Consider the following 24,790-nt stretch of genomic DNA (forward strand, 5'->3'; position numbering starts at 1 on the left):
AATTAGATTTAACCTCCTAAGAAGCCTTTTCTAATATTTTTCCGATTTGTTCTTCTATTTGTGAATTTTCAAATAAAAGATCGCTTACTTTCTCTATGTTTTCGTCGGTCATGGTTACTTTAATAATTTTTAAAGCTTTATTATAATTATTACTTACTACTCTAAACAAATTAGCTACTTTGCTTAAATCAGAATTATCTTTAAAAAATTCTTCAAAGAATTCAGCGTTATCTCTTCTTGAATATTCTAAAGCTTCAATTACCCATCCACTGTCAAACGTTTTTGTTTCTTTAATATGCTTTGCAAATGCTGCTATTGCTTGTGCTCCTGAAGCAGTCCTATCACTTGTTTCTCCAATAAGATTTTTTCCATTGTTTTTAATTGCATTTTTAATCTCTTCCTTTTCTTCACTAGCTTTAAAAATACAAAAACCATATTTCCATGGTTTTTTAAATTTTGTATTCAATTTATTAGTGGCAGCAATGAATTGTTTGTTTGAAATGTACTTCTTCTTTTCGTTATTAATTCCAAGCGTTTCATAATAATAAAATCCCTTTTTATTATAACCCACTATAAGTTCGCTTATTGAATAGAAACCTCTTCTCCCCAAAAGAGTAGCCATATCCACTTGTGCTAATACAGGATATCCCTTTGAAATGTAATACTTTACTGCATCTATAAATATTTTAGGACTGTTTGATGTACGATAATCCATATCCAATCCCAAAAATGGTGCAGAAATTTTTACACATGAAATTGGCTCTAGAAATGGTACAAAGTTTTTATTTAGCTTATTAAAACTAGCTCCGTATGTATAACCCATAAGAAAGTTAATATTATTTATGGATATATTTTGATTTGTATTAATTTTGTCATTTATCATTTTAAGTGCAGCAGCCTCTTGATATTGTTTTTGACTTGATACGCTAACAAACCCATCTATATTATATTTTTCAGGATATTTTAGTATTTCACCTGTTTTTATTGATTTTGGACTATATGCCTGATAATAATATTTTTGTTGATAAAAGTTAAAAATTATGAAAAATAAATATATAATTAGTGCTATTACTACTACAATAATCGATACAATATTAACGATCATAGTTTACATCTCCTTTATAGATAAAATCATATAAGTTAAGACTATCCCTCTCTTAAGAAATAGCCTTAACTTATATTATAAAATCATTAAATGGCTTCTCAGTTTTTATTAGTAGTTCAAATTTATTTTAAGAATCCACCCATATAACCTAATATGCCCACAGCAAACATTCCAAATATTATTGTCATAGGATTAACTTTTTTCTTTAATAATTTCATGCAACCAAAAGTTAATAATAATGGAAGCAATCCTGGAATTAAAGAATCCAAAATGGTTTGAACAGTGGTAACAACCATTTTACCATCAGCACCTTTAATTTTTGATACTACTAATGGTACATTAATATTAGTCCATTTACAAACTAGTGCTCCCATTATGAATAGTCCCGCTATTGAAGCACCTTCAGTTATTTTCTGTAACGTGTTACCAGATGCCTCTGATACAATCGCTGTCCCTTTTTCATATCCAAATTTAAGACCAAACCATAATGTAAGTATTCTACAAATATTAAAGGGTATAAAGAATAGCAATGGTCCTAGAATGCTTCCAGTAACTGCAATTGATGCACCTAATGCTGCGAAAAGTGGTCTTAATGTCCCCCAAAATATAGGGTCGCCTACACCTGCAAGTGGTCCTATAAGTCCAATCTTTACACCACTAATAGCTGCGTCATCGATTGGTGCTCCAATAGCTCTTTCTTGTTCCATAGCTGCTGTAACACCCATGATAGGTGCAGCCATATATGGAGTAGTATTAAAAAATTCTAAATGTCTTTTTAGTGCTGCTGATTGATCTTCTTTAGTTGTATAAAATCTCTTTATAGCCGGAATCATACTTACACAAAAACCCATACTTTGATTTCTTTCAAAGTTAAATGATCCTAATATAAACCATGAACGCCAAAACATGCTTTTTAAATCACCTTTGGTTAATCTATTTTCGCCCTTAGATATTTCCTTCGCTTTCAATGTTTTGTCATTCCCAATGTTATTTTTAGTTAAATTACTTTCGCTCATATTATCTCCCCCTTTTACAAATCATCTAATTCATCATAAACTTGAACTTGACTATATTTTGGATTTAATTGGATATAGAATATAGCTACTGAAACAGCAAGTATTCCGAATCCAACAAGTGTAAATGACGTAAATGCTGCAATTGAAAAACCAACTAAGAAGAATGGCATTAAGTATTTTGCTTCCATCATGTTAATTACCATAGCATAACCAACAACAACGATCATTCCACCAGCAATTTGTAATCCTCTTGTTATAGGTAGAGGTATTGCTGCTAGCATAGCAGTAACTCCACTAGTACCAGCTACAGCTGCTACTAGTGCCGCTGGGATTGCAATACGAAGGCCTTGCAATAGCAATGCTCCAAAATGAGCAATTTCTATGGCTCTAAAATTAGCGTCTTCAGCATATTTGTCACAACGATGTTGGAAAAATATTGTTATAGTTCTAACAAATATCGTTAAAACTTGCCCAGCTGCTGCGATTGGAATTGCAATTGCTATACCTGTCCCAATTGGCTGATTACCTGTTATTACCAAAACAGTTGCAATAACACTAGCAAGTGCACTATCTGGTCCCATAGCCGCTCCAACGTTCATCCAACCTAGAGCTAAAAGTTCTAATGTACCACCTAAAATAATTCCTTTTTGTAAATCCCCTAAGACAAGACCAATTAAAGTACATGCTATAATGGGTCTGTGTGTTTGCATACTGTCAAGCACACTTCCCATGCCTGTTATCATAGCGACAACAAGTACTAAAATAAATTGAATAGTAGTCATAAATAACCCTCCTTTTAAATTGTGTTTCTTTTTAGCTTCTAGTTATATAAACCTTTACAACGATAAATTTATAAATCCTTTATTTTACTCATTACATCAACTTTCGAATCACTTGCAATTTTTCTTAGTTCAAGTTCAATTCCTAAATCATGTATTTTATTTAAGGCATCAATATCTTCAGGTCCAAGAGAAACTGCACCGCTTATCTGTGTTCTTCCAGTTTTAAAACACATTCCTCCAAGATTTACGGATTTCATAACCATACCACCTTCAATAAGTCTTAAAACATCTCCAGGCTTTACACATAATATTAGTGCCTTAAAAGAATCATATTTGGGATTTTTGTAAACCTCTAGTACCTTATCAATAGGTAATACATAAGCTTTTACTCCTGGAGGTGCAACTTTTAAAAGTAATGTTTTTCTCAATTTGTCTTCAGCGACCTCATCACTACACACAAATATTTTATTACACCTTGTTTCTTTTACCCATATACTTGCAACTTGACCATGTATTAATCTGTCATCTATCCTCACAAAGTTTATTTCCATTTTTAATTCCTCCTGTTAAATATTATAATAATTCTTCATCATCCTCTGGCTCTGAAAAAACTTCTCTTAATGATTTTATTCCTTCAGCTCCTGCTCTTTTACCTATACTCACTAGCTCTTCAAGATTAGAAAACCCTCTAGATCCATAAATTTCAAGTAGCATTGGTAAGTTAATACCAGTAAGAACATCCATGTTATCGTTTTCTGTTACTATTCTACTTGCTGCATTAAATGGACTTCCTCCAAACAAATCAACTAAAAAAAGTATTCCATCTTTACAATCCAATTTTTCTGATTCATTTTTATACTTTTCTACAAGATCGTCAAGTCCTTCACCTGTTTCAAAAGTAACTGATGAAACGTTTTCTTGCATGCCAAATATCATTTCAGCTGATCTCAATATTTGTTTTGAAAAACTTCCGTGCGTTCCAACAATAATAGCCACCATGTTAACTCCTCCATTTCCTAATACAATTTTTTACTTAACACTTATTACTAGAGCAATCACCCCTCCACAATAGTATTGTTTAAATCACATTTTGTTCCAATAAGAATTGTTTTTTATCAATTACTTAAGCTAGTTCCTTCATATGTGATAACGTTATCAGTTAAATGTAAATGATTTATGTCTTAAATATATTATGAACTAATTTTACATTCACTTCACCTACATTTTGTCATTCAAATCATGACAATTGTCACCTAAGTTGTTACATTTATCATTTAGGCTTTCTGGGCTATATGATTTCTAAATCAGATTATTATTTTGCTAATAAAATTTCATAAAAAAATGTACCCATAGCTTTATGGATACACCAAATTTGACTTGTTAATTAGTTTTACAGGTACATTTATATATTTTTCAATCTTTATCCCTTTTAACTTTTTTAAAGCAGTATCTGCAGCAATCCTTCCAATCATATCTGGCGACTGCTCAACAGTTGCTGTAAGTTTACCTTTTTCAATCATCGCTATTGCATCATCAGATCCATCAATTCCATAAATATATGCTTTATTATCTATTTTATTGTTTTCAAATGCTGCAATAACACCTAAGGCTGTTGGATCATTAAGACACATAACAGCATCTATGTGTTTATTGGTTTGAATTATACTACCCATAACTTCCATAGCAAGTTCTAGCTGACCATTTGAAGTCTTCCTAGCAACAATCTTAATCCCACTATATTTCTTTATTATATCCTCAAAGCCTTGAATTCTCTGAATACCTGATTTTGCAGTTGGATGTTCAATAATGACAACATTTCCTTTCCCCTTTAACTTCACTACTAAATCTTTCGCGCATAAGACTCCTGCATTATAATTTTCAGAAGTCACCGTACAATCAACTAAATTATCATCAAAAACAGGAGAATCAATAACTATAACAGGTATTTTAGCTTTTTTTGCAGCTATTAATGCTGGCTTTATTCCTTTCCAATCTACAGTATTTAAAAATATAACATCCACCTTTTGAGCTATAAGATCATCAACTTGAGATATTTGTTTTGAAACTTCAAGCTGCGCATCAAGTGAAATTAGTTTTCCATTTTGAGCCTCAACAACCTTTTTTATACCCTCATTAAGTTTAACGCAATATGCATTATTCATATTCATGTAGGTTGCACCAAATTTTAATTTTTTTTCTCCAAAAGGAAAATCTTTATTAAAGCTCATAAATACGCTGAGTACACCCAAAAACAAAATCATGAAAATTATTAAGACTATTGCAATAATTTTTTTAGACATTTGCTTCCTCCTAATATTTGTCTAAGGCTTAAGATATGTATTTAATTTATAGTTCAGCTTTCTTAATGTCTCTTGTACATCTCCTCCACTATTAATCAATTGAAATATATCCTTATCGGCAATATCCATACTTGCCTCATATTTATGAAAACTTGGAGTTACAATAGATTGTTCTACTACTTCACTTAAAATCTTCTTATCAATAAAATTTTTTCCTTTTGAATTATACTTAGAGAGTTCTTTGTCAGTTTCCTTTGATTCCACTACGTCTTTTAAAACGGGCATCCCATGAGAATATTTAAATACATCCAGTTGAACATCTTTATCATTAGTTAAAAATTTCAAAAATTTCCATGCCTCTTTTTCATGTTTTGTTCTTGAACCTATTCCCATAAGTAAACTATTAAGCTGTCCAGCATTTTCGCCCTCAGGTCCTTTAGGTAATTTTATGCATTCCCATTCAAATTGTCCATATTTGATTACCTTATATGGGTATACGTTATATGCCCTATATGTTGAAAATGGAAAAGGTTTAAAGGCAACGTTACCATCATCAAAATCTTTTAGACTAACTATATAATTTTGATTTAGCTTGTTAAGCTTTATAATAAATTTTATTGCCTCACTAACACCCTCATTATCAAATATTGCTTTATTTCCATTTTCATCAAAAAGCTTCTGACCATTAGTATAAACAGCTTGTTTCCAGTCAAATCCTACAGTTCCAAATTGATCTATCTTACCATCTTTATTTTTATCTATGGTCACTTCATTACATATTTTGTAAAAATCATTCCAGGTCCAATCCACACTAGGTAACTTTATTCCTTGCTTTTTTAACAAAGTTTTATTTACAAACATTAATTCAGGATCAACTTCCTTTGCAATGGCATATTGAGAACCTCGATATTTTCCAGACTTTATTGCAGTTCCATATTGCTTAGATAAATCTAAAGTTTTATCATTTTTGATTAAATTATTAAGATTCTTCAATTCTCCAATAGATGCAAAAGTATTAAAATCACCAGGTAAAACACAAAACAAATCGGGTTCAGTTCCTTTTAATATTCTTTGAGATAATTGCTCTGAGTAATCAGTTTTTAAAATACCACTTTTATATTTAACCTTTATATGAGGATTCACCTTTTCAAACTCATATATTGCATCATCTAAAGCTTTGTAAGATTTCCAATCAGGTACATCATACATACTTCCAACAAATGTACCAAACTCTAATACTACCGTTTTATTTGTATATTTATAATAAGCAAAACAAACAGACATTATTATTGCTATAATTAGAAATATAACAATCTTATTAGGACTTACTTTTGCTATTCTAATTTTCAATCTTTTTCAGCTCCAATCTAGATTGAATTGCAAATATGGCTATTTGAGTCCTATCTCTTAAGTTTAGTTTACTTAAAATATTACTTATATAGTTTCTCACAGTACCCTCACTAAAATTAGTTTCAAAAGCTATTTCCTTGTTTGACATCCCCCTCCCTATTAATTTCATTATTTTTAACTCATTCTTATTTAAATTATTAAATTCTAACTCATCTACATTGATTTTATAATCCACCTTATCGGCCTCATGGAAAAATTCAACTACCTTCATTGCAATATTAGGGTTTATAAGAGCCCCTCCATTAAATACAGTTCTAATAGCCCCCACCAATTCTATAGAAGATAGACCCTTTAATAGGTAGCCACTTGCCCCATATTTTAAAGCATTAAACACATATTCATTATCATCAAAGGTTGTAAGTACTATAATCTTTATTTGTGGTAATACTTTTTTTATAATCTTTATACATTTTACTCCATCTATTCCAGGCATACGTATATCCATTAAGATAATATCTGGAATTAGTTTTTGAGCCAATCTAACAGCTTTTTCGCCATCCTCTGCCACACCAACTACTTTTAAATCAGGCTTATTGCCAAGAATTATCTCTAGACTTTGGCTAATAATATCTTGGTCTTCTGCAATTAATATTTTAATCATTTTTAATTTTCCTCCTTATAGGCAAGTAAGCAGAAATAATGAATCCCTCCGATGGTACTCCCCAAAAATGCACTTTTCCCCCAAGCATTTCTACCCTTTCCTCAACATGCCTTAATCCGAACCCTTCTTTAATTTCACCAACTCCTATTCCATCATCCATTATTTTGATTTGCAACTTATTTTCTGCAAATTTTAAAGCCACAATAATTTCACTTGCCGCCCCGTGCCTCACTGCATTTGTTATTCCCTCTTGAACTATTCTATAAACTGTTTCTTCTTCATCCGCGCCCATTTTGGGAGCTTGTCCTGTAATTTGAATCTTTACTTTAGTATTTGTACACTCATTTATATCTTCAGACAACTTTGAAATTGCTTCAATTAACGAAAATCTTTCAAGTGCATCCGGTCTTAGCTCATTCATAGATCTTCGAACATCCAAAAGACCTTTTCTTGCAAGCTCTGATATTTTTAACATCTGAATCTTCATCTTACTAATGTTAAATTCTGATAATTCTATACATGCTTCTAAACCAATTGCTATACCAGTAAGTGTATGTCCTATAGTGTCATGTATTTCCCTTGCCAGCCTATTTCTTTCTTTAATTTTAGCTGCTTCTTGAGATTTCCTAGCATAATCTTGTAATTGAATATTTATAACTTTTAATTCTTCAGATGATTTGTACAATTCGCCATATAACTCAGAAATTTTCTTGTTTTCATCCCTCTCACTTTGTATAACTTGAATCATAAACAGTATAAAAATAATATCATTCGTAGAATTAAGTATATTTTTAATACTATAATAATAAATTCTTTGCAATGATGTATAGTACTGAGCATAATCATTTATATTAAATATATTAACTTTAATAGACAAAATATTATAGTCAAGTATTATATAAATAATAATTATAGCTAAAATGAACACGCTTTTTCTTTTTTTACCATCAATATAAATAACTATATTAGCTATTGCTATAAATAATATTCCTTTATAGTCCATATTAAGGTAACCCATTATTAAAATACATAATAAAATATCATAAATACAAAAAATATAAAGCACAAACTGGTTCTCCATAAAAAACATTTCTCTGACTATGACACCTAAAGTAAGCATAAATAAAAGCAACATAGTAAATACAGGCATTTTCCAAGCAACTGTAGGAACCGATTTGATTTTTTCAATAAATTCCCTTGCCATACTATTTTCGCATATAAGTCCTATTGTATTAGAACTAATTATAGACATAAATACAATCATTAAAAAATTTATAACAAACAATGTAATCCTAGTTATAGACGTATTTCCCCACCTTTTTCTATCTACTTTCACCATAATTTTACCCCCGTAACAATTGTTTATCCTTTTATTAAGTCTTCTAATGTGGCTTTTATAATGTTTTAATATTATACATCGATTTACAATGTTACACTTTTATTGTAACACCTTATATAAGTTATTTCCACAAAGACTAACTGTATATAATCTAAAATTCTAAATTTTCTTTCTAATACAAAAAAACACCTAATAAAACTTATTAGGTGGCCTTTAAGGATTTAACCATTAGAAAAAGCTATCGCATTAGCATACTGTTTTACTCCATCTAGACTATTTTAATAGAGTAACCTCATCACTAGTAATAATTACATTTTTAAATTCTGAAGGTCCATTCCATACAATTAATCCAAGCTTTCCTGTTTGATAATAATTTTGTTGTATATTATCACACACTAATTCTCCATTTATCCAGAAACTAATTCGGTTTCCTTCTAATTTTACTTTTAACTTATATTTATTATATTGCGCTTCATAAGCCTTACCGCCTGCAAGGTTAACCTCTTTAAGATTACCATTCTCGTCTTTCACATGTGCAATCAAATTATACGAACCCCATTTATTAACATTAGCCACAATTCCACCATCTCTAAATAAATTATCACTTTGAGAGAATAATACAATTCCCATAGTATCACCATTTGCTGGATTATCAGCATGCCAATCTCCTAAAACTTTAGAATCTATTTCTAAAGTATATATATTTTTGTTAATGTCTATTTGTTGATCTGAAATCGCCACACCAGTCTTCTGTTTGCCATTATTCACTACATAACTATCATTAGCCGCATGTAAATTTCCTGGTGATTGGTCAAAAGTTAAACCTGAACCTTCAACATTTGTATAATTAATTGATGTAGTACTGTTAAAACTTACATTTTTAAATTCTGTTGTTCCACCAAATACATTTAATCCAAAGCGTCCTTTTTTATAATAATCTTGATTAGTATCACATACTAATTCACCATTAATCCAATAACTAATATGGTTTCCTTTTAATTCTACTTTTAAATTGTACTTGTTATCTTCTGTTTTTGGAACTGTACCTTCTATCAAATCCTTAACTTTTGGATTACCATTATCATCAAATTCTCCTGTAAACACAAACACCCTATAATTACCATTTTTACTGATATTTGCTATAATAGATCCTTTTTTAGGATCTTCATTTTGTGATACTAATACAATCCCAGCAGTACTACCTATGTCTATAAGCTTAGCTTCAGCCTCTAAAGTATACGTTGATTTTTGATCAGCATTTGTTTGTTCTGCTACTGTGAATCCATCACCTTCATTGTTTCCTACATAAGCACCCTTCTTAACATACCAAGATCCAGTAGTACTAAAATTAGTTAAATCTTTAATAATATCACTTGTATCCTTACCGTAAACATTTAAGTTAGCTGTTTTTTGGGCCTTTGCATCTTTAGAAGTAGCAGTTAAAGTTGTACTTCCTACTTTTTTTGTTTTAAATGTAGTCTGTGTATCATCTTGACTTACAATTTCTAAAACCTCAGGATTTGAAAATTTCCATGTAACACCTTGAGATGCTCTTGTAGGAATCGTAGTTGTATAAATAGAAAATTCATCACCTACAGTCTTTTCTAGTTCTTCTTCACTTAATGATACTAAAACAGAGCTCTTTCCCTTAATATCATTATTCCAAATACCCCTTAATGGGTAATATTTAATTGTAGCTTTTGTTTTTCCTCCAAGTGAGTATACTTCTATTCCTTCACTAGAACGATTAGGGAAAATTTGAGTTGCACCACATACCTCACCATTATTTCCATATAATTCTACAGATGATGAATCTACAAAGATATTCAATTGAATTTTACCATCTTTTGTTTTATTTACCTTACTACTATATGATTCTAAGAAAGCACTTGAATTACTTGGTGCTTTTCCAGATTTTGAACGATCAATTGTTACTTCTTGAGTTTGAGTATTATATTTAACTATTGTTTCTTGACCTGCACCAACACGTAGTTTAAATCCAAACTCTGTTGTTTTTTTATCTGGTTTAAACTTTGCAACAATTTCATATTGACTTCCTGATAAATTATTCAGAATATTAGGCTTATCTTGAGAAATTGTAACATTTTCAAAGTTCTTGACACCTTTACGTAATTTTTCATATTCTTTAATTGGTTGTTGAGTTAAACGGATTCCTTCCTCTGTATTAACTAGTTTTAATTCGCTTTGCAAAGTAAATTGCCCATTAAATGTTTTTGTTATTGGAGCAATATTATTACAGTAATCCCAATTATTCATCCAGTTAATCATAATTCTTCTTCCATCAGGTGTACCATTTTTATCTGTGCCAGAATAAGTTTGAGCTGCATATGAATCTTTAGCAAAATTCATAACAATACGTTTATCATTATCAGGAACAAATTTCCATACACCATCTACCTCTTTAAAATCACCAACACGATAATATCTTCCCCCTTCACTTAATACCCATTTATTTTTACCACTATCTCCTACTTCTAATTTAAATAAATCTGGACATTCTGTTTGAATTGCTGGTTGCGTTCCCTCGGGTTTCCAATGCTTTAAATCAGTTGATGAGAAAAATCGTAGTGGTCCACCTGCGACTACCATCATCCACTTTCCAGATTCTTTATGATAGAATACCTTAGGATCCCTAAATGCTCCATTATTTAATGGATCATTTTCTGTCGAAATAACAGGGTTTCCTTCATATTTAGTCCATGTTCTTCCATTATCTTTACTGTATGCGATACTTTGTTTTTGTTTTTCTATACCCTTATCATTTAGATAATCTTGAGTAAAGATTGCAACTAATCCGCCACCTTTAATTCCATCAAAGAAACCACTAGTATTATCTTTATCTACAACTGCTGATCCTGAGTAAATTGTTCCGCCTTTATCTGGATACAAAACAATTGGAAGTTCTTTCCAATGAATTAAATCTTTACTAACTGCATGTCCCCAATGCATTGGTCCCCATACAACATCATCTGGATTATATTGATAGAATAAATGATATTCCCCCTTAAAATAAACCATTCCATTCGGGTCATTTGCCCATGCCTTAGCGGGAGAATAATGATACTGTTCACGATAATTTTCTAAATAATCGGTTTTAACGCCCTTATTACTACTCAGACTGCGTTTTTGACTTATTGATGACTTGTATAAAATATCTGACGTAGACGTTTTTTCCTCTGCTAACACTCTTATTGAAGAAATAATTATTGTGGTCATAATCATAAGTACAACTACTACTAGTTTTATTGTTTTTCCATTATTCATTTTATATCCCCCCCAATTTAGTTCTCAAACTTAATTGTATAAACAATTCCTCGCATAACTGTGCTTGCACTACTATTTGATAACGTTTTCAATCATCTTTTAATAATATTAGGTACTTTACAAAATTTAAATATAGAATAATTTCCTTAAGATATAACGAATTTTTTTATAGCCTGGGCTACACCATCATTATCGTTTGATAAAGTTACGTAATCCGCATATTGTTTAACTTTGTCTGGAGCATTCCCCATAGCAACTCCAATACCTGCAAATTCAATCATATCAATGTCATTATAATTATCACCTATAGCCATTATCTCTGATTTTTGTATATTAAACTTTCTCATTAAAATTTCTATAGCTGAAGTTTTTGAAATATTATTTGGCATTATTTCTAGATACGTAGGCTTTGAAGGATATACATTTAAATCGTTTGAGTGAGCATTTTTAATTTTTGCATCCAATAATTTTATATCATTAGGCTTTCCCATACATAAAATTTTATTAGGTCCTGAATTTTCACATTCCCATCCATTAAACAAGCCAGTAAAGCTAGTAATATTTGGCGATATATTAGTTATTTCACTCTCTTGTTTTGCCCAATCATCTAACTTTTCAATATACCATTCATCATCTTTATATAAACTCATATGCACATTCAATTCTTTAGCAAAACTATATGCTAGCACGACATCTGAAATTGCTATACCGCTATTTGATAAAATATTAGCTTTTGCGTCTATAACTAAAGCACCACTATAACAAATAATTGGTTCATTTATATTAAGTTCCTTTTGCAAAAACAATATTCCCTTTGGCATTCTTGCAGACACCAATATTACTGGAATTTGTTTTACACTCGTAGCTATTCTGATTATATCATTTGTTCTTTGTGAAATCTTATGCTGTGAATTAAGCAATGTCCCATCAATGTCTAAACATATCATTTTAATTTTATTCATAAATTATATTTCACACTCCTTATTCTATAATATCTAACTCAATATTATGCTCTCTAATAATGTCCACATATAAAGGTGGCGGCATGCAATCAGAAATAATGATATCTATTTGATCCCAATTCAATCCTTTGTAATAAGTAGTTTTTCCATATTTATGAAAATCAGCTAGTAAAATCACCTTATCAGATTGTTGTGCAGAAGTTTGTTTGATAAACGCATCTTCATTGTTGGCATAATAAATCCCATCAACAGTTATGGCAGCTGCACCTAAAAAAGCGATATCAAAATGAATTCCAGAAAGAGAATTCTTACAATCTATATCATAAAAAAAGCGATTATTTTTATTAAGACACCCACCAATACAATGAACAGAAACCTGTTTGTTTTCTGAAAGTATCTCAATATTATCAAGAGAGTGAGTAAATACCGTAACGTCTTTGTTTAGCCCTTTTGCTAGGTAACTTACAGTTGTAGATACATCGAAAAAATAATGTTCATTTTTATTTATATACATTAAAGCTCTTTTGGCTATTTCTTTTTTTTCTTCCGAATGAGCTTCAAGTCGTTGCCTATAATTTCGGATTGTATCTATTAAACCAGGAAGAGTAATCCCCCCATGAGTACGAATTACAGTACCTTTATCTACAAGTTTCACTATATCTCGCCGTGCTGTATCCCTTGATATAGTAAACATCTTACAGATTTCATGAACAGATAGGTTATTTGCATAATCTAAGTATTCAAGTATTTTTACAAGCCTCTCTTCTTGATACATATAATCACCTCTTAATTAATTATAAGTACATATAAGTATTTTGTCAATATATTAAGTATATGTAAGCATTTAAATTTTATATTTTAATATACTAGAATACTTTAAATAGTTATAAACTATAAATGCCATAGTTATGTGAACACAACTATGGCATTTATATTAAATTTTTAATATTTATTTTAATAAAAACAACATTGTATAATAAATCTTATATATGCTCACAATTAAACTCCTCTAATTTAAAACAACTTCCCACTTTCCATCATTGTCTTTTAGAACATTTATATTTACTATTCCTTGGTTATTAAAATTACACGTAAATTCATTGCTAAGAGTACTTTTGTTATTTCTATCTTCAAATTCAACTTTATAAATACAATTTTTCTGCACTCCCATATCAAAATAACAATGCTGATTCTGCTTCAAATTACTACCCCTAATCTCAGTTTTACCATTTCTTTGAATTGCTATATTGCTAATGATTTCGGAACTTTTATTTCCTATAATGAGATTGTTTTTAACGTCTTTTTCACCACAAACAGATATTAAAATTCCAATAATTATACAACCCAACAAAATTATATATGGTATTCTTTTCAATCTAACCCACTCCTTAAATTAAATACTCATTTCCTTGAAGATAATACCTTAAGTAATAGTTTAGATATAAAATATCCTATAATAGTGAAAATGACAAAGTAAATTCCAAATTCTCTTAAACGATCATTTCCAAAAATAGCTCCAGCCAAAAGCCCTGAACATATAGCAACTCCCCCTATAAAGACAGGTTCTAAATTTTTAAAGACTATTAGTCTTAAATTATATTCAATGTTTCTTTTTCTATAGGCTAAATTAGCTAAGGACAAAAATAAACAAGTTAGTAGAAAGAGTACTAGTAACTTTGATTTATAATTAGTGTAAGAGATGTTACACATTCCATTTATTGCTGTACTACTTAAATAGTTGTTATTAGTGTAATTATAACCATAAATATTTAACCAATGACAAATTTTATTAAAAATCATATATCTGTATTGAGTAAATCCATAACACCTTACAATTAAACTCTGTAGCACTATTGTTATAAAGTAGGGAACCACAAGTATTATTCCACCTACTATACTAGATACTATACTATTTCCCATAACTGACTGCATTAACATCATAAAAGTAAAAATGCAGATGTACTGAAACGTGTCCATAAAAAACCATTTAACTATATCAGAATATGGATTTAATATTGTATTAATGCTGCTAATGTTTTTAAAATAAAACAAGCTTAAAAATATATACGTTACTGCAAAACTTATAAGCAAACTTATTACTCCAACAAGCCATTTATTGATTATTATCTCCTTCCTTGTAAATGGCATAGAAGCTATAAATCCTTGATTTTCACTTGTTTTTTCACCTATAAACAAAGTTATAGCGAGTATTATTACTACAATTACCATTATAAAAAGATATATACTATAATGATCATCCCCTCTATAAAGTCCATTATTGAACCATCTATTAGGTAGTACCCATCCTTGCCTTGTCTCATGAATTTTCTCTTGATTTAATGCTGTCATAATCCCATAAACCTTAAAAAATAAAAGTGTTATAATGGTCAAGAGAGTTACCCATCTTACATTTATCCATTCCTTATAAAGAAGTCCCTTATTTAAAATTTTATTCATTTTTATCCTCCTCTTCTACGAAATATATAAACATGTCCTCAAGACTCATATCTACAATTTCTATAAATTCAGCACCCATATCATAAAGTTTTTTCTCAAAATCTTTGGTGTAATTCTTAGTAATTATATAATTTACCCTACCTATAGTTTCAACCTTAATTACTCCATTAATAGAAGATAACTTCTCATTTATATCAGCTGCACCTTTAAACATCACTTGAAGTTTTTTCATGCTATTTTTAGCATCTTCCATAGAACTTTTAAGTTTTATGGCGCCTTCTTTAATTATTGCTACGCTATCACATATTCTCTCAATATGATCCAAATGATGTGATGAAATAAATACAGTTACTCTTCTAGATGCTACTTCATCCACAATAATTGACATTAATTCTTTTTTAATCACAGGATCAAGTCCAGATGTTGGCTCGTCAAGTATTAATATATCTGGTTTTATACTTAAGTTTAAAAGGATAGCTGTTCTCATCTTCATGCCTTTGGAAAGCTCACGTATTCTTCGATTTAAAGGAATTTTAAATTTTACATTAAGCTCATCAAATCTCTCCTTGGAAAAATCATTGTAGGCCCTCTTATAAAATTCTAAGAGTTCCTTTACTTTAAAAGATGAGAAATATTGGTTTTCATCTGATACATAACCTATCTTCTGTTTTATTTTAGCGTTATCAAAAACTTCTTCTCCATCTATTAAAATACTTCCTTCATTAGCTCTGTAAATACCTGTTAAACATTTAATAAGTGTAGTTTTTCCAGCACCATTTTCACCAATTATTCCAAATATACTCCCTTTATTCACATGCAAATCTACATTTTTTAAAATATATTTATCATCTATCTTTTTGCTAACATTTTTTATATCTATCAATGTAATCCCCCCATTTTATATTCCTAATATTTTTTATTATTTCCTTGACGATAATACCTTAAGTAAAAGCTTTGATATAAAATAACCTATAATAGCAAACGCAACGAAACATACCCAAAATGAATTTAGACTTTCAATTCCCTGAATTCCCCTAACACCAAAAATGTATCCACCAAAAAAACCCGAACATATAGCAACCACCCCTATAAACAAATGTTCTAAGTTTTCAAATGCTATTAGTCTTGAATTATATTCTAAATTCACCTTTTTATAAGATACATATGTTAGGTACAAGAATAAGCAAGTTAATATAATAAGTACTAATAACTTTAATTTATAGTTTGTATAATAAAACCAACTAGCATTTGTTTCAGTTTTAACCCAATTCTGATAAGTCAAATTATAACTATAAATATTTAACCAGCCTTCAATTTTATTAAAACCTATAACTATATATTGAATAAATCCATAGCGTAGTGTAATTAAGATTCGTACTACCCTTATTATAAAGTATGGTAATATGGGGATTATTCCACCGACTATCCCTGCAACTATAATGTTTCCCATAACTGTTTGTGCCAGAATCATAAAAGTAAAAATACAAATGTATTGAACCGAGTCCATAAAAAACCATTTCACTAAATCAGAGTATGGATTTAATGTTGTATTAATATCATTAATATTTGCAACATAAAATAGACTTAAGAATATATATGTCACTATAAAACTTATTAATAAACTTAGAGCTCCAACAATCCATTTGTTAAAAATTATTTCTTTCCTTGTAAATGGCATTGAAGCTATAAACCCCTCTGTTTCAGAGGTTTTTTCTCCTGTAAATAAAATTATAGCAAGTATTATGACAACAAATATCATTACAAAATAATAACTACTCACACCATATAGTCCATTACTAAAACTACTGTCAGTCGTCCTCCCACCATATAGTCCATTATTAAACCACCTGTTAATCCTCATCCCACTATTGTATTTCATATACATTTTATTTTGATTTAGTAATGATATAACACCATAAACTTTATAAAATAAAAGTACAATAATTGTTAAAATCGTTACCCACCGTACATTTATCCATTCCTTATAGAAAAGTGCCTTATTTACAACCTTATTCATTTCCATCCTCCTCTACAAAATATATAGCCATCTCTTATTTGTTTTAATTATTTCCTTGACGATAATACCTTAATTAATAGTTTAGATATAAAATATCCTATAGTAGTGAATATGGCAAACCAAATTCCAAATTCTCTTAAGCGATCACTTCCAAAAATAGCTCCAGCCAAAAGTCCTGAACATATAGCAACGCCCCATATAAATACAGGTTCTAAATTTTTAAAGACTATTAGTCTTAAATTATATTCTATATTTCTCCTTTTATAGGCTACATAAGCGAAGTATAAAAATAAACAAGTTAGCATGAAAAGCACTAACAACTTTAATTTATAATTACTATAATAAGAAAATATATTAGAATACACATTATTTATTGATGTTTTAACTAGGCACTGCTGAGATAAATTATAAAAACAAATATTTAACCAATTACTTATTTTATAAAAAATCATATATTGATAATGAGTATACCCATAGTCTCTTACGCTTAAATACTGTGCTATTAAAGTTATAAATAACGGTACCATAACTATTATTCCACCTACTATGCTAGATACTATGCTATTTCCCATAACTGCCTGAATAAGCATCATAAAAGTGAAAATACAAATATATTGGAATGTATTCATAAAAAACCACTTAATTATATCGGAATATGGATTTATTGTTGTATCTAGGCCTTTAATATTTAATAAATAAAATAAGCTTAGAAATATATACGTTACTGCAAAACTTATAAGTAAACTTACCACTCCAACAAGCCATTTATTAAAAATTATTTCTTTCCTTGTAAATGGCATAGAAGCCATAAAGCCTTGGGTTTCGCTGGTTTTCTCACCACTAAACAAAATTGCAGCTAATATTAACACAACGAGTACCATTATGAAAATACCAATATTTTCTGTATAAACTACATTGTTAAACCAATAATAATTCTCTCCTCCTTGCCGATGAATCATTCCTTTGTCATGTAATGCTACTATAACCTCGTTAGCCTTACTAAATAAAACTATAAGAATAGTTAAAAGAGTTATCCATTTTACATATACCCATTCCTTATAGAAAAGTGCCTTATTTATAATCCTATTCATTTTCATTCTCTTCTCCTACGAAATATATAAACATATCCTCAAGACTCATATCTACAATTTCTATAAATTCAGCACCCATATCATAAAGTTTTTTCTCAAAATCTTTGCTGTAATTTTTAGTAATTATATAATTTACCCTACCTATAGTTTCAACCTTAATTACTCCATTAATAGAAGATAATTTCTCATTTATATCAGCTGCATCTTTAAACATCACTTGAAGTTTTTTCATGCTATTTTTAGCATCTTCCATAGAACTTTTAAGTTTTATGGCGCCATTTTTGATTATCGCGATGTTATCACATATTCTCTCAATATGATCCAAATGATGTGATGAAATAAATACAGTTACATCTCTAGATGCTACTTCATCCACAATAATTGACATTAATTCTTTTTTAATCACAGGATCAAGTCCAGATGTTGGCTCGTCAAGTATTAAGATATCTGGTTTTATACTTAAGTTTAAAAGGATAGCTGTTCTCATCTTCATTCCTTTAGAAAGTTCTCGTATTCTTCGATTTAAAGGAATTTTAAATTTTATATTAAGCTCATCAAATCTCTCCTTGGAAAAATCATTGTAGGCCCTCTTATAAAATTCTAAGAGCTCGCATACTTTAAAAGATGAAAAATATTGATTTTCATCTGATACATAACCTATCCTCTGTTTTATTTTAGCGTTATCAAAAACTTCTTCACCATCTATTAAAATACTTCCTTCATTAACTCTATAAATACCTGTTAAACATTTAATAAGTGTAGTTTTACCAGCACCATTTTCGCCAATTATTCCAAATATGCTCCCCTTATTCACATGCAAATCTACATTTTTTAAAATGTATTTATCATCTATCTTTTTGCTCATATTTTTTATATCTATCAATGTAATCCCCCCATTTTAAAATTTCTAATTGCTAAAACTCACTATAAATATCATTTAATATATCTATTAAAGTATCCTTATCAAGACCTATATAATGGGCTTCTATTATTATTTTTTTCATATGTTCTTTAATTTCTTTCATTTTTTCTTCATCCATAACAGGTTTAAAATTTTCTGATACAAAAGTTCCTTTTCCCCTTATAACCTGAATTGTCTTCATTCTCTCAAGCTCAATGTATGCTTTACTTATGGTATTAGGATTCACCGTTATAGCTGCTGCGAGTTCCCGTACAGAAGGCAGTTTATCTCCTGGTTTTAATATTCCTTTTATTATGTTTTCCTTTACCTTCTCAATAATCTGTTCATAAATAGGCTTACTGCTTCTGCTATCAATATTTATCATGGCCTCACCTTCTTTCAATCAATTAATTTTTTTACTAGTTGTATAGTGTGTACTATGTGTACTACTACTTATAGTACACTATAAATATATAACTTTATTATTATAATGTCAACTAATCTTAAAAAAAACATTTATACCAAATAATAAGTTTTACTGTATATATTGACATTTAATCAAATAATGTTATTATTATACATAGATTAACTATGTATAGATTGTCTATGTATAAGGAGGTTAAAAATGCCAATAAATAAAGAACTTTTAAAAGGGAGCACTGTAATTCTTATTTTAAAACTAATTAATAAAAAACCAATGTATGGGTATGAAATGATAAAAGAAATGGAGGAAAAATCAAATGGTATATTCACATTGAAGGAAGGGACTCTTTATCCAATTCTCCATACATTAGAAGCAAAAGGATTAGTAGAATCATATTGGGACGAGGGTTCCTCAAAACGCAAGAGAAAATACTATAGGATAATGGAAGCTGGCAAATTATCTTTAAAAGAAAAAGAAGAAGAATGGTCTACTTTCCGAACAGCTGTTGATAATATGTTATTGGAGGTTGTGATATGGGCATAAAAGATAATTCTAAAATTAATGAATATATAGACAATATATGTTCTTATGTGAAATTTAAGGGATCTCACAAAGAAATAAAAGAGGAATTATTATCACACATAGAGGATATCGTAGATGAAAATAATGAAAAAGGATTATCAGAGGTAGAATCAACTAGTGAAGCTATCAAGCGAATGGGCGACGGGGAAGCTATAGGCAAGCAGTTAAACATAGCACATAAAGGAACCCCCGATTGGATTACATTACTTTTAACAATAATACTTGTAAATGCTGGTGTTGGTTTGATGTATCTTATACAATATAAAAACTCATATAAGCCAAGTGATTATTTATTCAATCATAGCTTGTTATATTCAGCAATTGGTACTGTAGGTGTCATACTATTATATTTCTTTGATTATAGAAGATTAGAAAAATATTCAAAACATATTTTCGTAGGAATGTGTTTGTCATTTATCTTATTATTTTTCATAGGACATCCTATAAATGGAAGCCTATCCATTAGTATAGGCTCTTTCTCAGTTGACATTAAAGCTATTAGTTTATATGTATTTGTAATATCTCTGGCAGGTATATTCAACAACTATGACTGGAACAAAGGAATAAATTTAATTAAAGCTATTGGGTATTTATTTATTCCATTAATTCTTATGATAGAAGTTCAAGGATTAACCTACTGTGGAATTTATTTTATTACATTTATAGTTTTAGCACTCAAATCTGATATGAAAAAAAGATATGCTCTTTACATTATTGCCTTTAATATTATTCCAGCTGTATTTTGTTTTATATCCCAGCCATATAGAACAGCTAGACTTATTAGTTTCTTACATCCATTCTCCGATCCAACTGGAAGTGGATACATGGGTGTGCAAATGTATAATATAACTCATACATCTGGAATTTTTGGACACGGTTTGTCTTCAACAGGAACCATGTTAGAATTACCTTCCATGGAATCAGAGTACGTGTTTAGTTTCATAGTACACACCTTTGGCTGGCTAGGTGCCGCAGTTATTATTTCTATAATAATTTCTTTCATATATAGGATTTTACACATTTCAAAATATGTTAGGAATAGTTATGGCAGATTACTTATAAGCGGACTCATTAGTGTATTTATAGTACAATTTGTTTCGAATATATTAATGAATTTAAATTTATTCCCAATCGTTGGAGTCGCACTCCCATTCTTAAGTTACGGTGGTTCATTAGGTCTTATTAATATGCTTTCTGTAGGTGTCATTATGAGCGTATATAGACGAAGGAGTTTATCTGCCTAATTGAATATCAATGGGTAACAATTATAATTAAGAGAAGCCATAATAAACTTCTCTTAATATAATAAATGTTTAGTTAGACTTCAGATTTAAAATACAACTGTTGAAGCTGCTTTACAATTTCATCTGTTTGGTTTGTAATTTGAGAAATAGAAAAGCCTATAAATAATGGAGATGTAATAAATCTAGGTATAACTTTGCAGATTATTTTACCCTTCCAATCATAAAAGAAAAGATTAAAACTACTACATTTCACATAAAAATCATTTAATATATAATGAACAATTTTTTGTATATTATCAGCTAATATATCTAAATTATCAATGTTATTTATTATAATATTGAATTCAGTAAAATCCACCTTGGGTTTGGTTGAAATATTAACGACACATTCATCCGACTCGTTAATTACTATCCCTTCAAAATACTCATCTTTTAAAGATTCTTTATAATCTATAGATTTTAATCCAACAATCTGCATATGTGCATGATTAATACTCCCACCTGAATAAGGACCGTGGTTTTTATAAAAAATCACAGATTTAAAATCACCACTTTTCTCCATATCAATCCAATGACGAACTCCAAATCTTAATAAATTTCTCATATATTCTTTATCATACATTGTAATATCAACATCGCAACTACTTGTCTCTATTAGCACTGTTTGAAATGTATTTTCTAATGTAGGAAATTTGTTTTTAATTAAAATGAATGGCCCTTCTTCATCTATAATACCTGTTAGCCCCTCTCTGTTACAAAATGGGCATGGAGTCTTCTTATTTTTAATGCTATTGGGTTTATTTTTACTTATATTTGCTAAAAACTTTAAATATCTGTTAGAACTCATTTTATTCACCTGCTCCAATGTATAATATTTAACTGATTAATGTGGACTTTAACAATATCATAGATGATTTTATTTAAATAATCAATAATAATTTCAAATTGACGGATATATAATCTTCACAATACTAATAGCTTACAAAAAATATTAAACAGCCATAACCCCATATAATTCAGGAATCTGGCCGTTTAAGTCAATTTTATTATTTATCATTCTAATTTAAAATTAGATATCATTTTCCGTTTTATTTTTATCTGTTTTGTTCTTAAATCCACCCATTTTTGAGCTTACCTTGGATACTAATCCCGGTACCATTTGGATAAGATTTTCAAGATTGCATTTTCCTTTTATAGAAAGCATTGTTACACTTCCATCTTTTATAACTAAAATAGCAGTTGGGGTTATCCTAGCTCCTGCTCCAAGTCCTCCACCAGTACCTTCGCCATCCTTAAGAGTGTTCCCTGTTCCGCCCCCTGTTCCGCATCCAAATGAAACTGTAATAAGTGGTATTAGTGTTGTTTCTCCAACAATTATTGCCTCACCAACTACTGTCTCTGTCTTTAAGAATCTTTCAAGATTTGAGAATAATGCTTCAGCATTCTCTGTCATATTTATCATAACTTTTTCCTCCTAATATTTTAAATTAAATTATTTATTTATTTATTTATTTATTTATTTATTTATTATGTAATCATTATTAACTTTACACTTAACAGTACACATAACTCATTAAAAAGTTTCAGATTTTTTATGCTTTTTTAAATATTTTTTGTCTGTTGTTTTTCTTAAATATAAATTTAAGTGTTTTTATTATAGCTGATAATAAAGAAATCTTGCCATGAACATCACACTCAATTTCAATTATTTCATCATCAAATACTGGTTGTAAATTAATATCGCTTTTAGGGATAAGATTTGATATTAGAGGGATAATCCCACAAATCATACCTGTAAGCGAAGGGTCATCAAATCCATAAAAACCATTTATTTTGACTGTTCTGGGTTTTACTATATTTATTATCTCTTTAAAATAATTGATTAAATCATTTATGAATTCACGCTCTATATACTCTCTTATATTAAAACTATTCTTTTTCTTTTTCTTACTCTTCTTATTCTTTTCTTTTTCCTCTTTTTCAATTTTTATATCAGGACTTTTTATTTCTTTTCTAATAATGCGTAGTCCCATAATTTTTAATAAAAATATTTCTTTTGTGTCTTCATGTCTCACCATTACTTTTATAATTTTTTTAAAAAATAATAAGGTTATATCCACATTAATTTTTTCATCAATTTTTGAACTTATATAATATTCAAAGGGAATTATTAAAAATAATAAAATAATACCAAATATAAAGATTAATAAATAAAGGAGTATTTTTAATATTAAAAATAAAATAAACAAACCAACATCTCCTTTTCCCTAAGATTCTAACCTAATTTTAGTTTTTTTAAAATATTTATTTCATCTAACTTGTTTTTAACCAAGTGATTTATAGGTTTTTTTACAAAATTAAAAGTAGTTTCAATTTTATTATTAATAAAATTATTATATGGATTATGTTTATAAACTACACTTGATCCTTTAATAGCCTTATTTATACCACTATACAGCTTTATTACATTATGTATTTTAGATTTAATAGTAGTTTTCTCCATTTCAGATATACAGTTTTCTGTAACAAGTTGTGAAATTATACTTAGTTTATCAGGAAATTTAATATTAATAAGTTCATCTTTAATATTTTGATTAATCATAGTTATTAATTTTAGATCCTTTTGACAATCAGTGCAATATTTTATATGCTCTTCAACGAATATTTTCTCTAGTGGTTGAATTGTATTATCATCAAAAGCATATAAAAGTTCTTTATCAAATTTACAGCACATAATTACACCTCCATATCATTTTCTAGTTGTTTCTTTAATATAGCTTTAGCCCTATATAAATCAGTTTTAATGCTTCCAAGCGGTCTATTTAGCAATTCTGAAATCTCTAAATAACTCAGATCATCAAAATATCTTAATGCAATCACCATTCTATAATTACTTGGTAAATTTATAAGTCCATCCTTTATTATCTTTTTTAACCCCTTTTTCTGAACTTCCTCTTCTAAATTATAGTCAGATACAATTGTGTCTTCTAAGCAAAGTCCACTCGCATGTTCATAATTTAATGAAATAATATTACTTTTAATATTTCTTTTATAATTTATACAAGTATTTACTGTAATTCTTCTTATCCAAGGGCGAAAGGGCCTATCTTCATCAAAACTTGATATATTTTTAAAAACCTTTATATAAATTTCTTGTACAATATCAAGAGAATCTTGTTCATTTTGAGTGTAACTATAACAAATACTATATAAATATCGCTCGTAAATCTTAAAAAGTTCCATAAAGGAAGACTTGTCATGTTTTTTACATCCA

The 24,790-nt window shown here is 29.1% G+C and carries 26 protein-coding genes; 2 read left to right on the forward strand and 24 right to left on the reverse strand.

From position 1 onward, the window contains the following. Nucleotides 1-16: 16 nt before the first annotated feature. The 19 genes from KPL54_RS05135 to KPL54_RS05225 form a co-directional block, all read right to left on the reverse strand. On the reverse strand, nucleotides 17-1,105 hold the full coding sequence (locus KPL54_RS05135) for a BtrH N-terminal domain-containing protein (protein WP_216105458.1): 1,089 nt from the start codon (nucleotides 1,103-1,105) through the stop codon (nucleotides 17-19). 122 nt (nucleotides 1,106-1,227) lie between these two features. Next, entirely contained in the window at nucleotides 1,228-2,121 is an 894-nt protein-coding gene (gene manZ / locus KPL54_RS05140) for a PTS mannose transporter subunit IID (protein WP_216105460.1), read from the reverse strand. 14 nt (nucleotides 2,122-2,135) lie between these two features. Next, nucleotides 2,136-2,903 carry a PTS mannose/fructose/sorbose transporter subunit IIC gene (locus tag KPL54_RS05145; protein WP_216105462.1) on the reverse strand — a complete coding sequence of 256 codons (768 nt, stop codon included), beginning with the start codon at nucleotides 2,901-2,903 and terminating at the stop codon, nucleotides 2,136-2,138. A gap of 68 nt (nucleotides 2,904-2,971) precedes the next feature. Then, nucleotides 2,972-3,454, reverse strand: coding sequence for a mannose/fructose/sorbose PTS transporter subunit IIB (locus tag KPL54_RS05150; protein WP_216105464.1), 483 nt, complete (start codon nucleotides 3,452-3,454; stop codon nucleotides 2,972-2,974). Between the two features lie 22 nt (nucleotides 3,455-3,476). Next, nucleotides 3,477-3,902, reverse strand: a complete 426-nt coding sequence (locus KPL54_RS05155) for a mannose/fructose/sorbose PTS transporter subunit IIA (RefSeq protein ID WP_216105466.1) — start codon at nucleotides 3,900-3,902, stop codon at nucleotides 3,477-3,479. Between the two features lie 356 nt (nucleotides 3,903-4,258). Then, a complete protein-coding gene (locus tag KPL54_RS05160; protein ID WP_216105468.1) occupies nucleotides 4,259-5,203 on the reverse strand; it encodes a sugar ABC transporter substrate-binding protein in 945 nt (314 codons plus the stop codon). Nucleotides 5,204-5,224: 21 nt separating this feature from the next. Then, complete coding sequence (locus tag KPL54_RS05165) at nucleotides 5,225-6,553, reverse strand: ABC transporter substrate-binding protein (protein WP_216105470.1); 1,329 nt, start codon at nucleotides 6,551-6,553, stop codon at nucleotides 5,225-5,227. Beyond that, nucleotides 6,543-7,214, reverse strand: a complete 672-nt coding sequence (locus KPL54_RS05170) for a response regulator transcription factor (RefSeq protein ID WP_216105472.1) — start codon at nucleotides 7,212-7,214, stop codon at nucleotides 6,543-6,545. The genes KPL54_RS05165 and KPL54_RS05170 overlap by 11 nt, the downstream gene beginning before the upstream one ends. Further along, a complete protein-coding gene (locus tag KPL54_RS05175; protein ID WP_216105475.1) occupies nucleotides 7,207-8,553 on the reverse strand; it encodes a sensor histidine kinase in 1,347 nt (448 codons plus the stop codon). Before KPL54_RS05175 ends, KPL54_RS05170 begins: the two co-directional genes overlap by 8 nt. 273 nt (nucleotides 8,554-8,826) lie before the next feature. Continuing rightward, nucleotides 8,827-11,838: a GH32 C-terminal domain-containing protein gene (locus KPL54_RS05180; RefSeq protein ID WP_216105477.1), complete on the reverse strand. Its 3,012-nt coding sequence runs from the start codon at nucleotides 11,836-11,838 to the stop codon at nucleotides 8,827-8,829. 146 nt (nucleotides 11,839-11,984) lie between these two features. Continuing rightward, nucleotides 11,985-12,800 (reverse strand): Cof-type HAD-IIB family hydrolase, encoded by an 816-nt coding sequence (locus KPL54_RS05185; RefSeq protein WP_216105479.1) that lies wholly within the window; start codon nucleotides 12,798-12,800, stop codon nucleotides 11,985-11,987. Nucleotides 12,801-12,819: 19 nt separating this feature from the next. Next, nucleotides 12,820-13,575: a DeoR/GlpR family DNA-binding transcription regulator gene (locus KPL54_RS05190; protein ID WP_216105481.1), complete on the reverse strand. Its 756-nt coding sequence runs from the start codon at nucleotides 13,573-13,575 to the stop codon at nucleotides 12,820-12,822. 234 nt (nucleotides 13,576-13,809) lie between these two features. Next, nucleotides 13,810-14,175 (reverse strand): hypothetical protein, encoded by a 366-nt coding sequence (locus KPL54_RS05195; RefSeq protein ID WP_216105483.1) that lies wholly within the window; start codon nucleotides 14,173-14,175, stop codon nucleotides 13,810-13,812. 26 nt (nucleotides 14,176-14,201) lie between these two features. Then, nucleotides 14,202-15,257 carry an ABC transporter permease subunit gene (locus KPL54_RS05200; protein WP_216105485.1) on the reverse strand — a complete coding sequence of 352 codons (1,056 nt, stop codon included), beginning with the start codon at nucleotides 15,255-15,257 and terminating at the stop codon, nucleotides 14,202-14,204. Further along, on the reverse strand, nucleotides 15,250-16,140 hold the full coding sequence (locus tag KPL54_RS05205) for an ABC transporter ATP-binding protein (protein ID WP_216105487.1): 891 nt from the start codon (nucleotides 16,138-16,140) through the stop codon (nucleotides 15,250-15,252). Before KPL54_RS05205 ends, KPL54_RS05200 begins: the two co-directional genes overlap by 8 nt. A 36-nt stretch (nucleotides 16,141-16,176) precedes the next feature. Continuing rightward, complete coding sequence (locus KPL54_RS05210; RefSeq protein WP_216105489.1) at nucleotides 16,177-17,274, reverse strand: ABC transporter permease subunit; 1,098 nt, start codon at nucleotides 17,272-17,274, stop codon at nucleotides 16,177-16,179. 47 nt (nucleotides 17,275-17,321) lie between these two features. Continuing rightward, nucleotides 17,322-18,371: an ABC transporter permease subunit gene (locus tag KPL54_RS05215; protein WP_216105491.1), complete on the reverse strand. Its 1,050-nt coding sequence runs from the start codon at nucleotides 18,369-18,371 to the stop codon at nucleotides 17,322-17,324. Next, nucleotides 18,358-19,248, reverse strand: a complete 891-nt coding sequence (locus tag KPL54_RS05220; RefSeq protein ID WP_216105493.1) for an ABC transporter ATP-binding protein — start codon at nucleotides 19,246-19,248, stop codon at nucleotides 18,358-18,360. Before KPL54_RS05220 ends, KPL54_RS05215 begins: the two co-directional genes overlap by 14 nt. Before the next feature lie 31 nt (nucleotides 19,249-19,279). Next, nucleotides 19,280-19,651 (reverse strand): GntR family transcriptional regulator, encoded by a 372-nt coding sequence (locus KPL54_RS05225; protein ID WP_071611689.1) that lies wholly within the window; start codon nucleotides 19,649-19,651, stop codon nucleotides 19,280-19,282. A 240-nt stretch (nucleotides 19,652-19,891) separates the two neighbouring features. Between KPL54_RS05225 and KPL54_RS05230 the strand changes: the two genes are divergently transcribed. Continuing rightward, nucleotides 19,892-20,233, forward strand: a complete 342-nt coding sequence (locus KPL54_RS05230; protein WP_216105495.1) for a PadR family transcriptional regulator — start codon at nucleotides 19,892-19,894, stop codon at nucleotides 20,231-20,233. After that, the gene (locus tag KPL54_RS05235; RefSeq protein WP_216105497.1) at nucleotides 20,224-21,516 is read left to right on the forward strand and encodes an FtsW/RodA/SpoVE family cell cycle protein; all 1,293 of its coding nucleotides are present in this window, start codon (nucleotides 20,224-20,226) and stop codon (nucleotides 21,514-21,516) included. Before KPL54_RS05230 ends, KPL54_RS05235 begins: the two co-directional genes overlap by 10 nt. Nucleotides 21,517-21,589: 73 nt before the next feature. On the opposite strand, the gene KPL54_RS05240 is transcribed toward KPL54_RS05235, so the two are convergent. The 5 genes from KPL54_RS05240 to KPL54_RS05260 form a co-directional block, all read right to left on the reverse strand. Continuing rightward, entirely contained in the window at nucleotides 21,590-22,363 is a 774-nt protein-coding gene (locus KPL54_RS05240) for a DUF4931 domain-containing protein (RefSeq protein ID WP_216105499.1), read from the reverse strand. Between the two features lie 222 nt (nucleotides 22,364-22,585). Continuing rightward, nucleotides 22,586-22,978, reverse strand: coding sequence for a GerW family sporulation protein (locus KPL54_RS05245; protein WP_216105501.1), 393 nt, complete (start codon nucleotides 22,976-22,978; stop codon nucleotides 22,586-22,588). A gap of 130 nt (nucleotides 22,979-23,108) precedes the next feature. Then, the gene (locus tag KPL54_RS05250; RefSeq protein WP_216105509.1) at nucleotides 23,109-23,765 is read right to left on the reverse strand and encodes a DUF2953 domain-containing protein; all 657 of its coding nucleotides are present in this window, start codon (nucleotides 23,763-23,765) and stop codon (nucleotides 23,109-23,111) included. A 26-nt stretch (nucleotides 23,766-23,791) separates the two neighbouring features. Further along, on the reverse strand, nucleotides 23,792-24,250 hold the full coding sequence (locus KPL54_RS05255; protein ID WP_216105511.1) for a zf-HC2 domain-containing protein: 459 nt from the start codon (nucleotides 24,248-24,250) through the stop codon (nucleotides 23,792-23,794). Nucleotides 24,251-24,252: 2 nt separating this feature from the next. Continuing rightward, nucleotides 24,253-24,759 (reverse strand): RNA polymerase sigma factor, encoded by a 507-nt coding sequence (locus KPL54_RS05260; RefSeq protein ID WP_216105513.1) that lies wholly within the window; start codon nucleotides 24,757-24,759, stop codon nucleotides 24,253-24,255. Between the last annotated feature and the right edge of the window lie 31 nt (nucleotides 24,760-24,790).

This window comes from Clostridium estertheticum, from assembly GCF_018861295.1.
GTDB lineage: Bacteria > Bacillota > Clostridia > Clostridiales > Clostridiaceae > Clostridium_AD > Clostridium_AD estertheticum_D.

Bases quoted from the DNA above. Each gene is read 5' to 3' on its own strand.
- KPL54_RS05135 (WP_216105458.1), bottom strand. From the start codon at position 1,105: ATGATCGTTAATATTGTATCGATTATTGTAGTAGTAATAGCACTAATT.
- KPL54_RS05180 (WP_216105477.1), bottom strand. From the start codon at position 11,838: ATGAATAATGGAAAAACAATAAAACTAGTAGTAGTTGTACTTATGATT.
- KPL54_RS05190 (WP_216105481.1), bottom strand. From the start codon at position 13,575: ATGTATCAAGAAGAGAGGCTTGTAAAAATACTTGAATACTTAGATTAT.
- KPL54_RS05225 (WP_071611689.1), bottom strand. From the start codon at position 19,651: ATGATAAATATTGATAGCAGAAGCAGTAAGCCTATTTATGAACAGATT.
- KPL54_RS05240 (WP_216105499.1), bottom strand. From the start codon at position 22,363: ATGAGTTCTAACAGATATTTAAAGTTTTTAGCAAATATAAGTAAAAAT.
- KPL54_RS05155 (WP_216105466.1), bottom strand. From the start codon at position 3,902: ATGGTGGCTATTATTGTTGGAACGCACGGAAGTTTTTCAAAACAAATA.
- KPL54_RS05260 (WP_216105513.1), bottom strand. From the start codon at position 24,759: ATGGAACTTTTTAAGATTTACGAGCGATATTTATATAGTATTTGTTAT.
- KPL54_RS05230 (WP_216105495.1), top strand. From the start codon at position 19,892: ATGCCAATAAATAAAGAACTTTTAAAAGGGAGCACTGTAATTCTTATT.
- KPL54_RS05255 (WP_216105511.1), bottom strand. From the start codon at position 24,250: ATGTGCTGTAAATTTGATAAAGAACTTTTATATGCTTTTGATGATAAT.
- KPL54_RS05185 (WP_216105479.1), bottom strand. From the start codon at position 12,800: ATGAATAAAATTAAAATGATATGTTTAGACATTGATGGGACATTGCTT.
- KPL54_RS05160 (WP_216105468.1), bottom strand. From the start codon at position 5,203: ATGTCTAAAAAAATTATTGCAATAGTCTTAATAATTTTCATGATTTTG.
- KPL54_RS05145 (WP_216105462.1), bottom strand. From the start codon at position 2,903: ATGACTACTATTCAATTTATTTTAGTACTTGTTGTCGCTATGATAACA.
- KPL54_RS05235 (WP_216105497.1), top strand. From the start codon at position 20,224: ATGGGCATAAAAGATAATTCTAAAATTAATGAATATATAGACAATATA.
- KPL54_RS05215 (WP_216105491.1), bottom strand. From the start codon at position 18,371: ATGAAAATGAATAGGATTATAAATAAGGCACTTTTCTATAAGGAATGG.
- KPL54_RS05245 (WP_216105501.1), bottom strand. From the start codon at position 22,978: ATGATAAATATGACAGAGAATGCTGAAGCATTATTCTCAAATCTTGAA.
- manZ (WP_216105460.1), bottom strand. From the start codon at position 2,121: ATGAGCGAAAGTAATTTAACTAAAAATAACATTGGGAATGACAAAACA.
- KPL54_RS05175 (WP_216105475.1), bottom strand. From the start codon at position 8,553: ATGGTGAAAGTAGATAGAAAAAGGTGGGGAAATACGTCTATAACTAGG.
- KPL54_RS05210 (WP_216105489.1), bottom strand. From the start codon at position 17,274: ATGAATAAGGTTGTAAATAAGGCACTTTTCTATAAGGAATGGATAAAT.
- KPL54_RS05150 (WP_216105464.1), bottom strand. From the start codon at position 3,454: ATGGAAATAAACTTTGTGAGGATAGATGACAGATTAATACATGGTCAA.
- KPL54_RS05170 (WP_216105472.1), bottom strand. From the start codon at position 7,214: ATGATTAAAATATTAATTGCAGAAGACCAAGATATTATTAGCCAAAGT.
- KPL54_RS05200 (WP_216105485.1), bottom strand. From the start codon at position 15,257: ATGAATAAAATTTTAAATAAGGGACTTCTTTATAAGGAATGGATAAAT.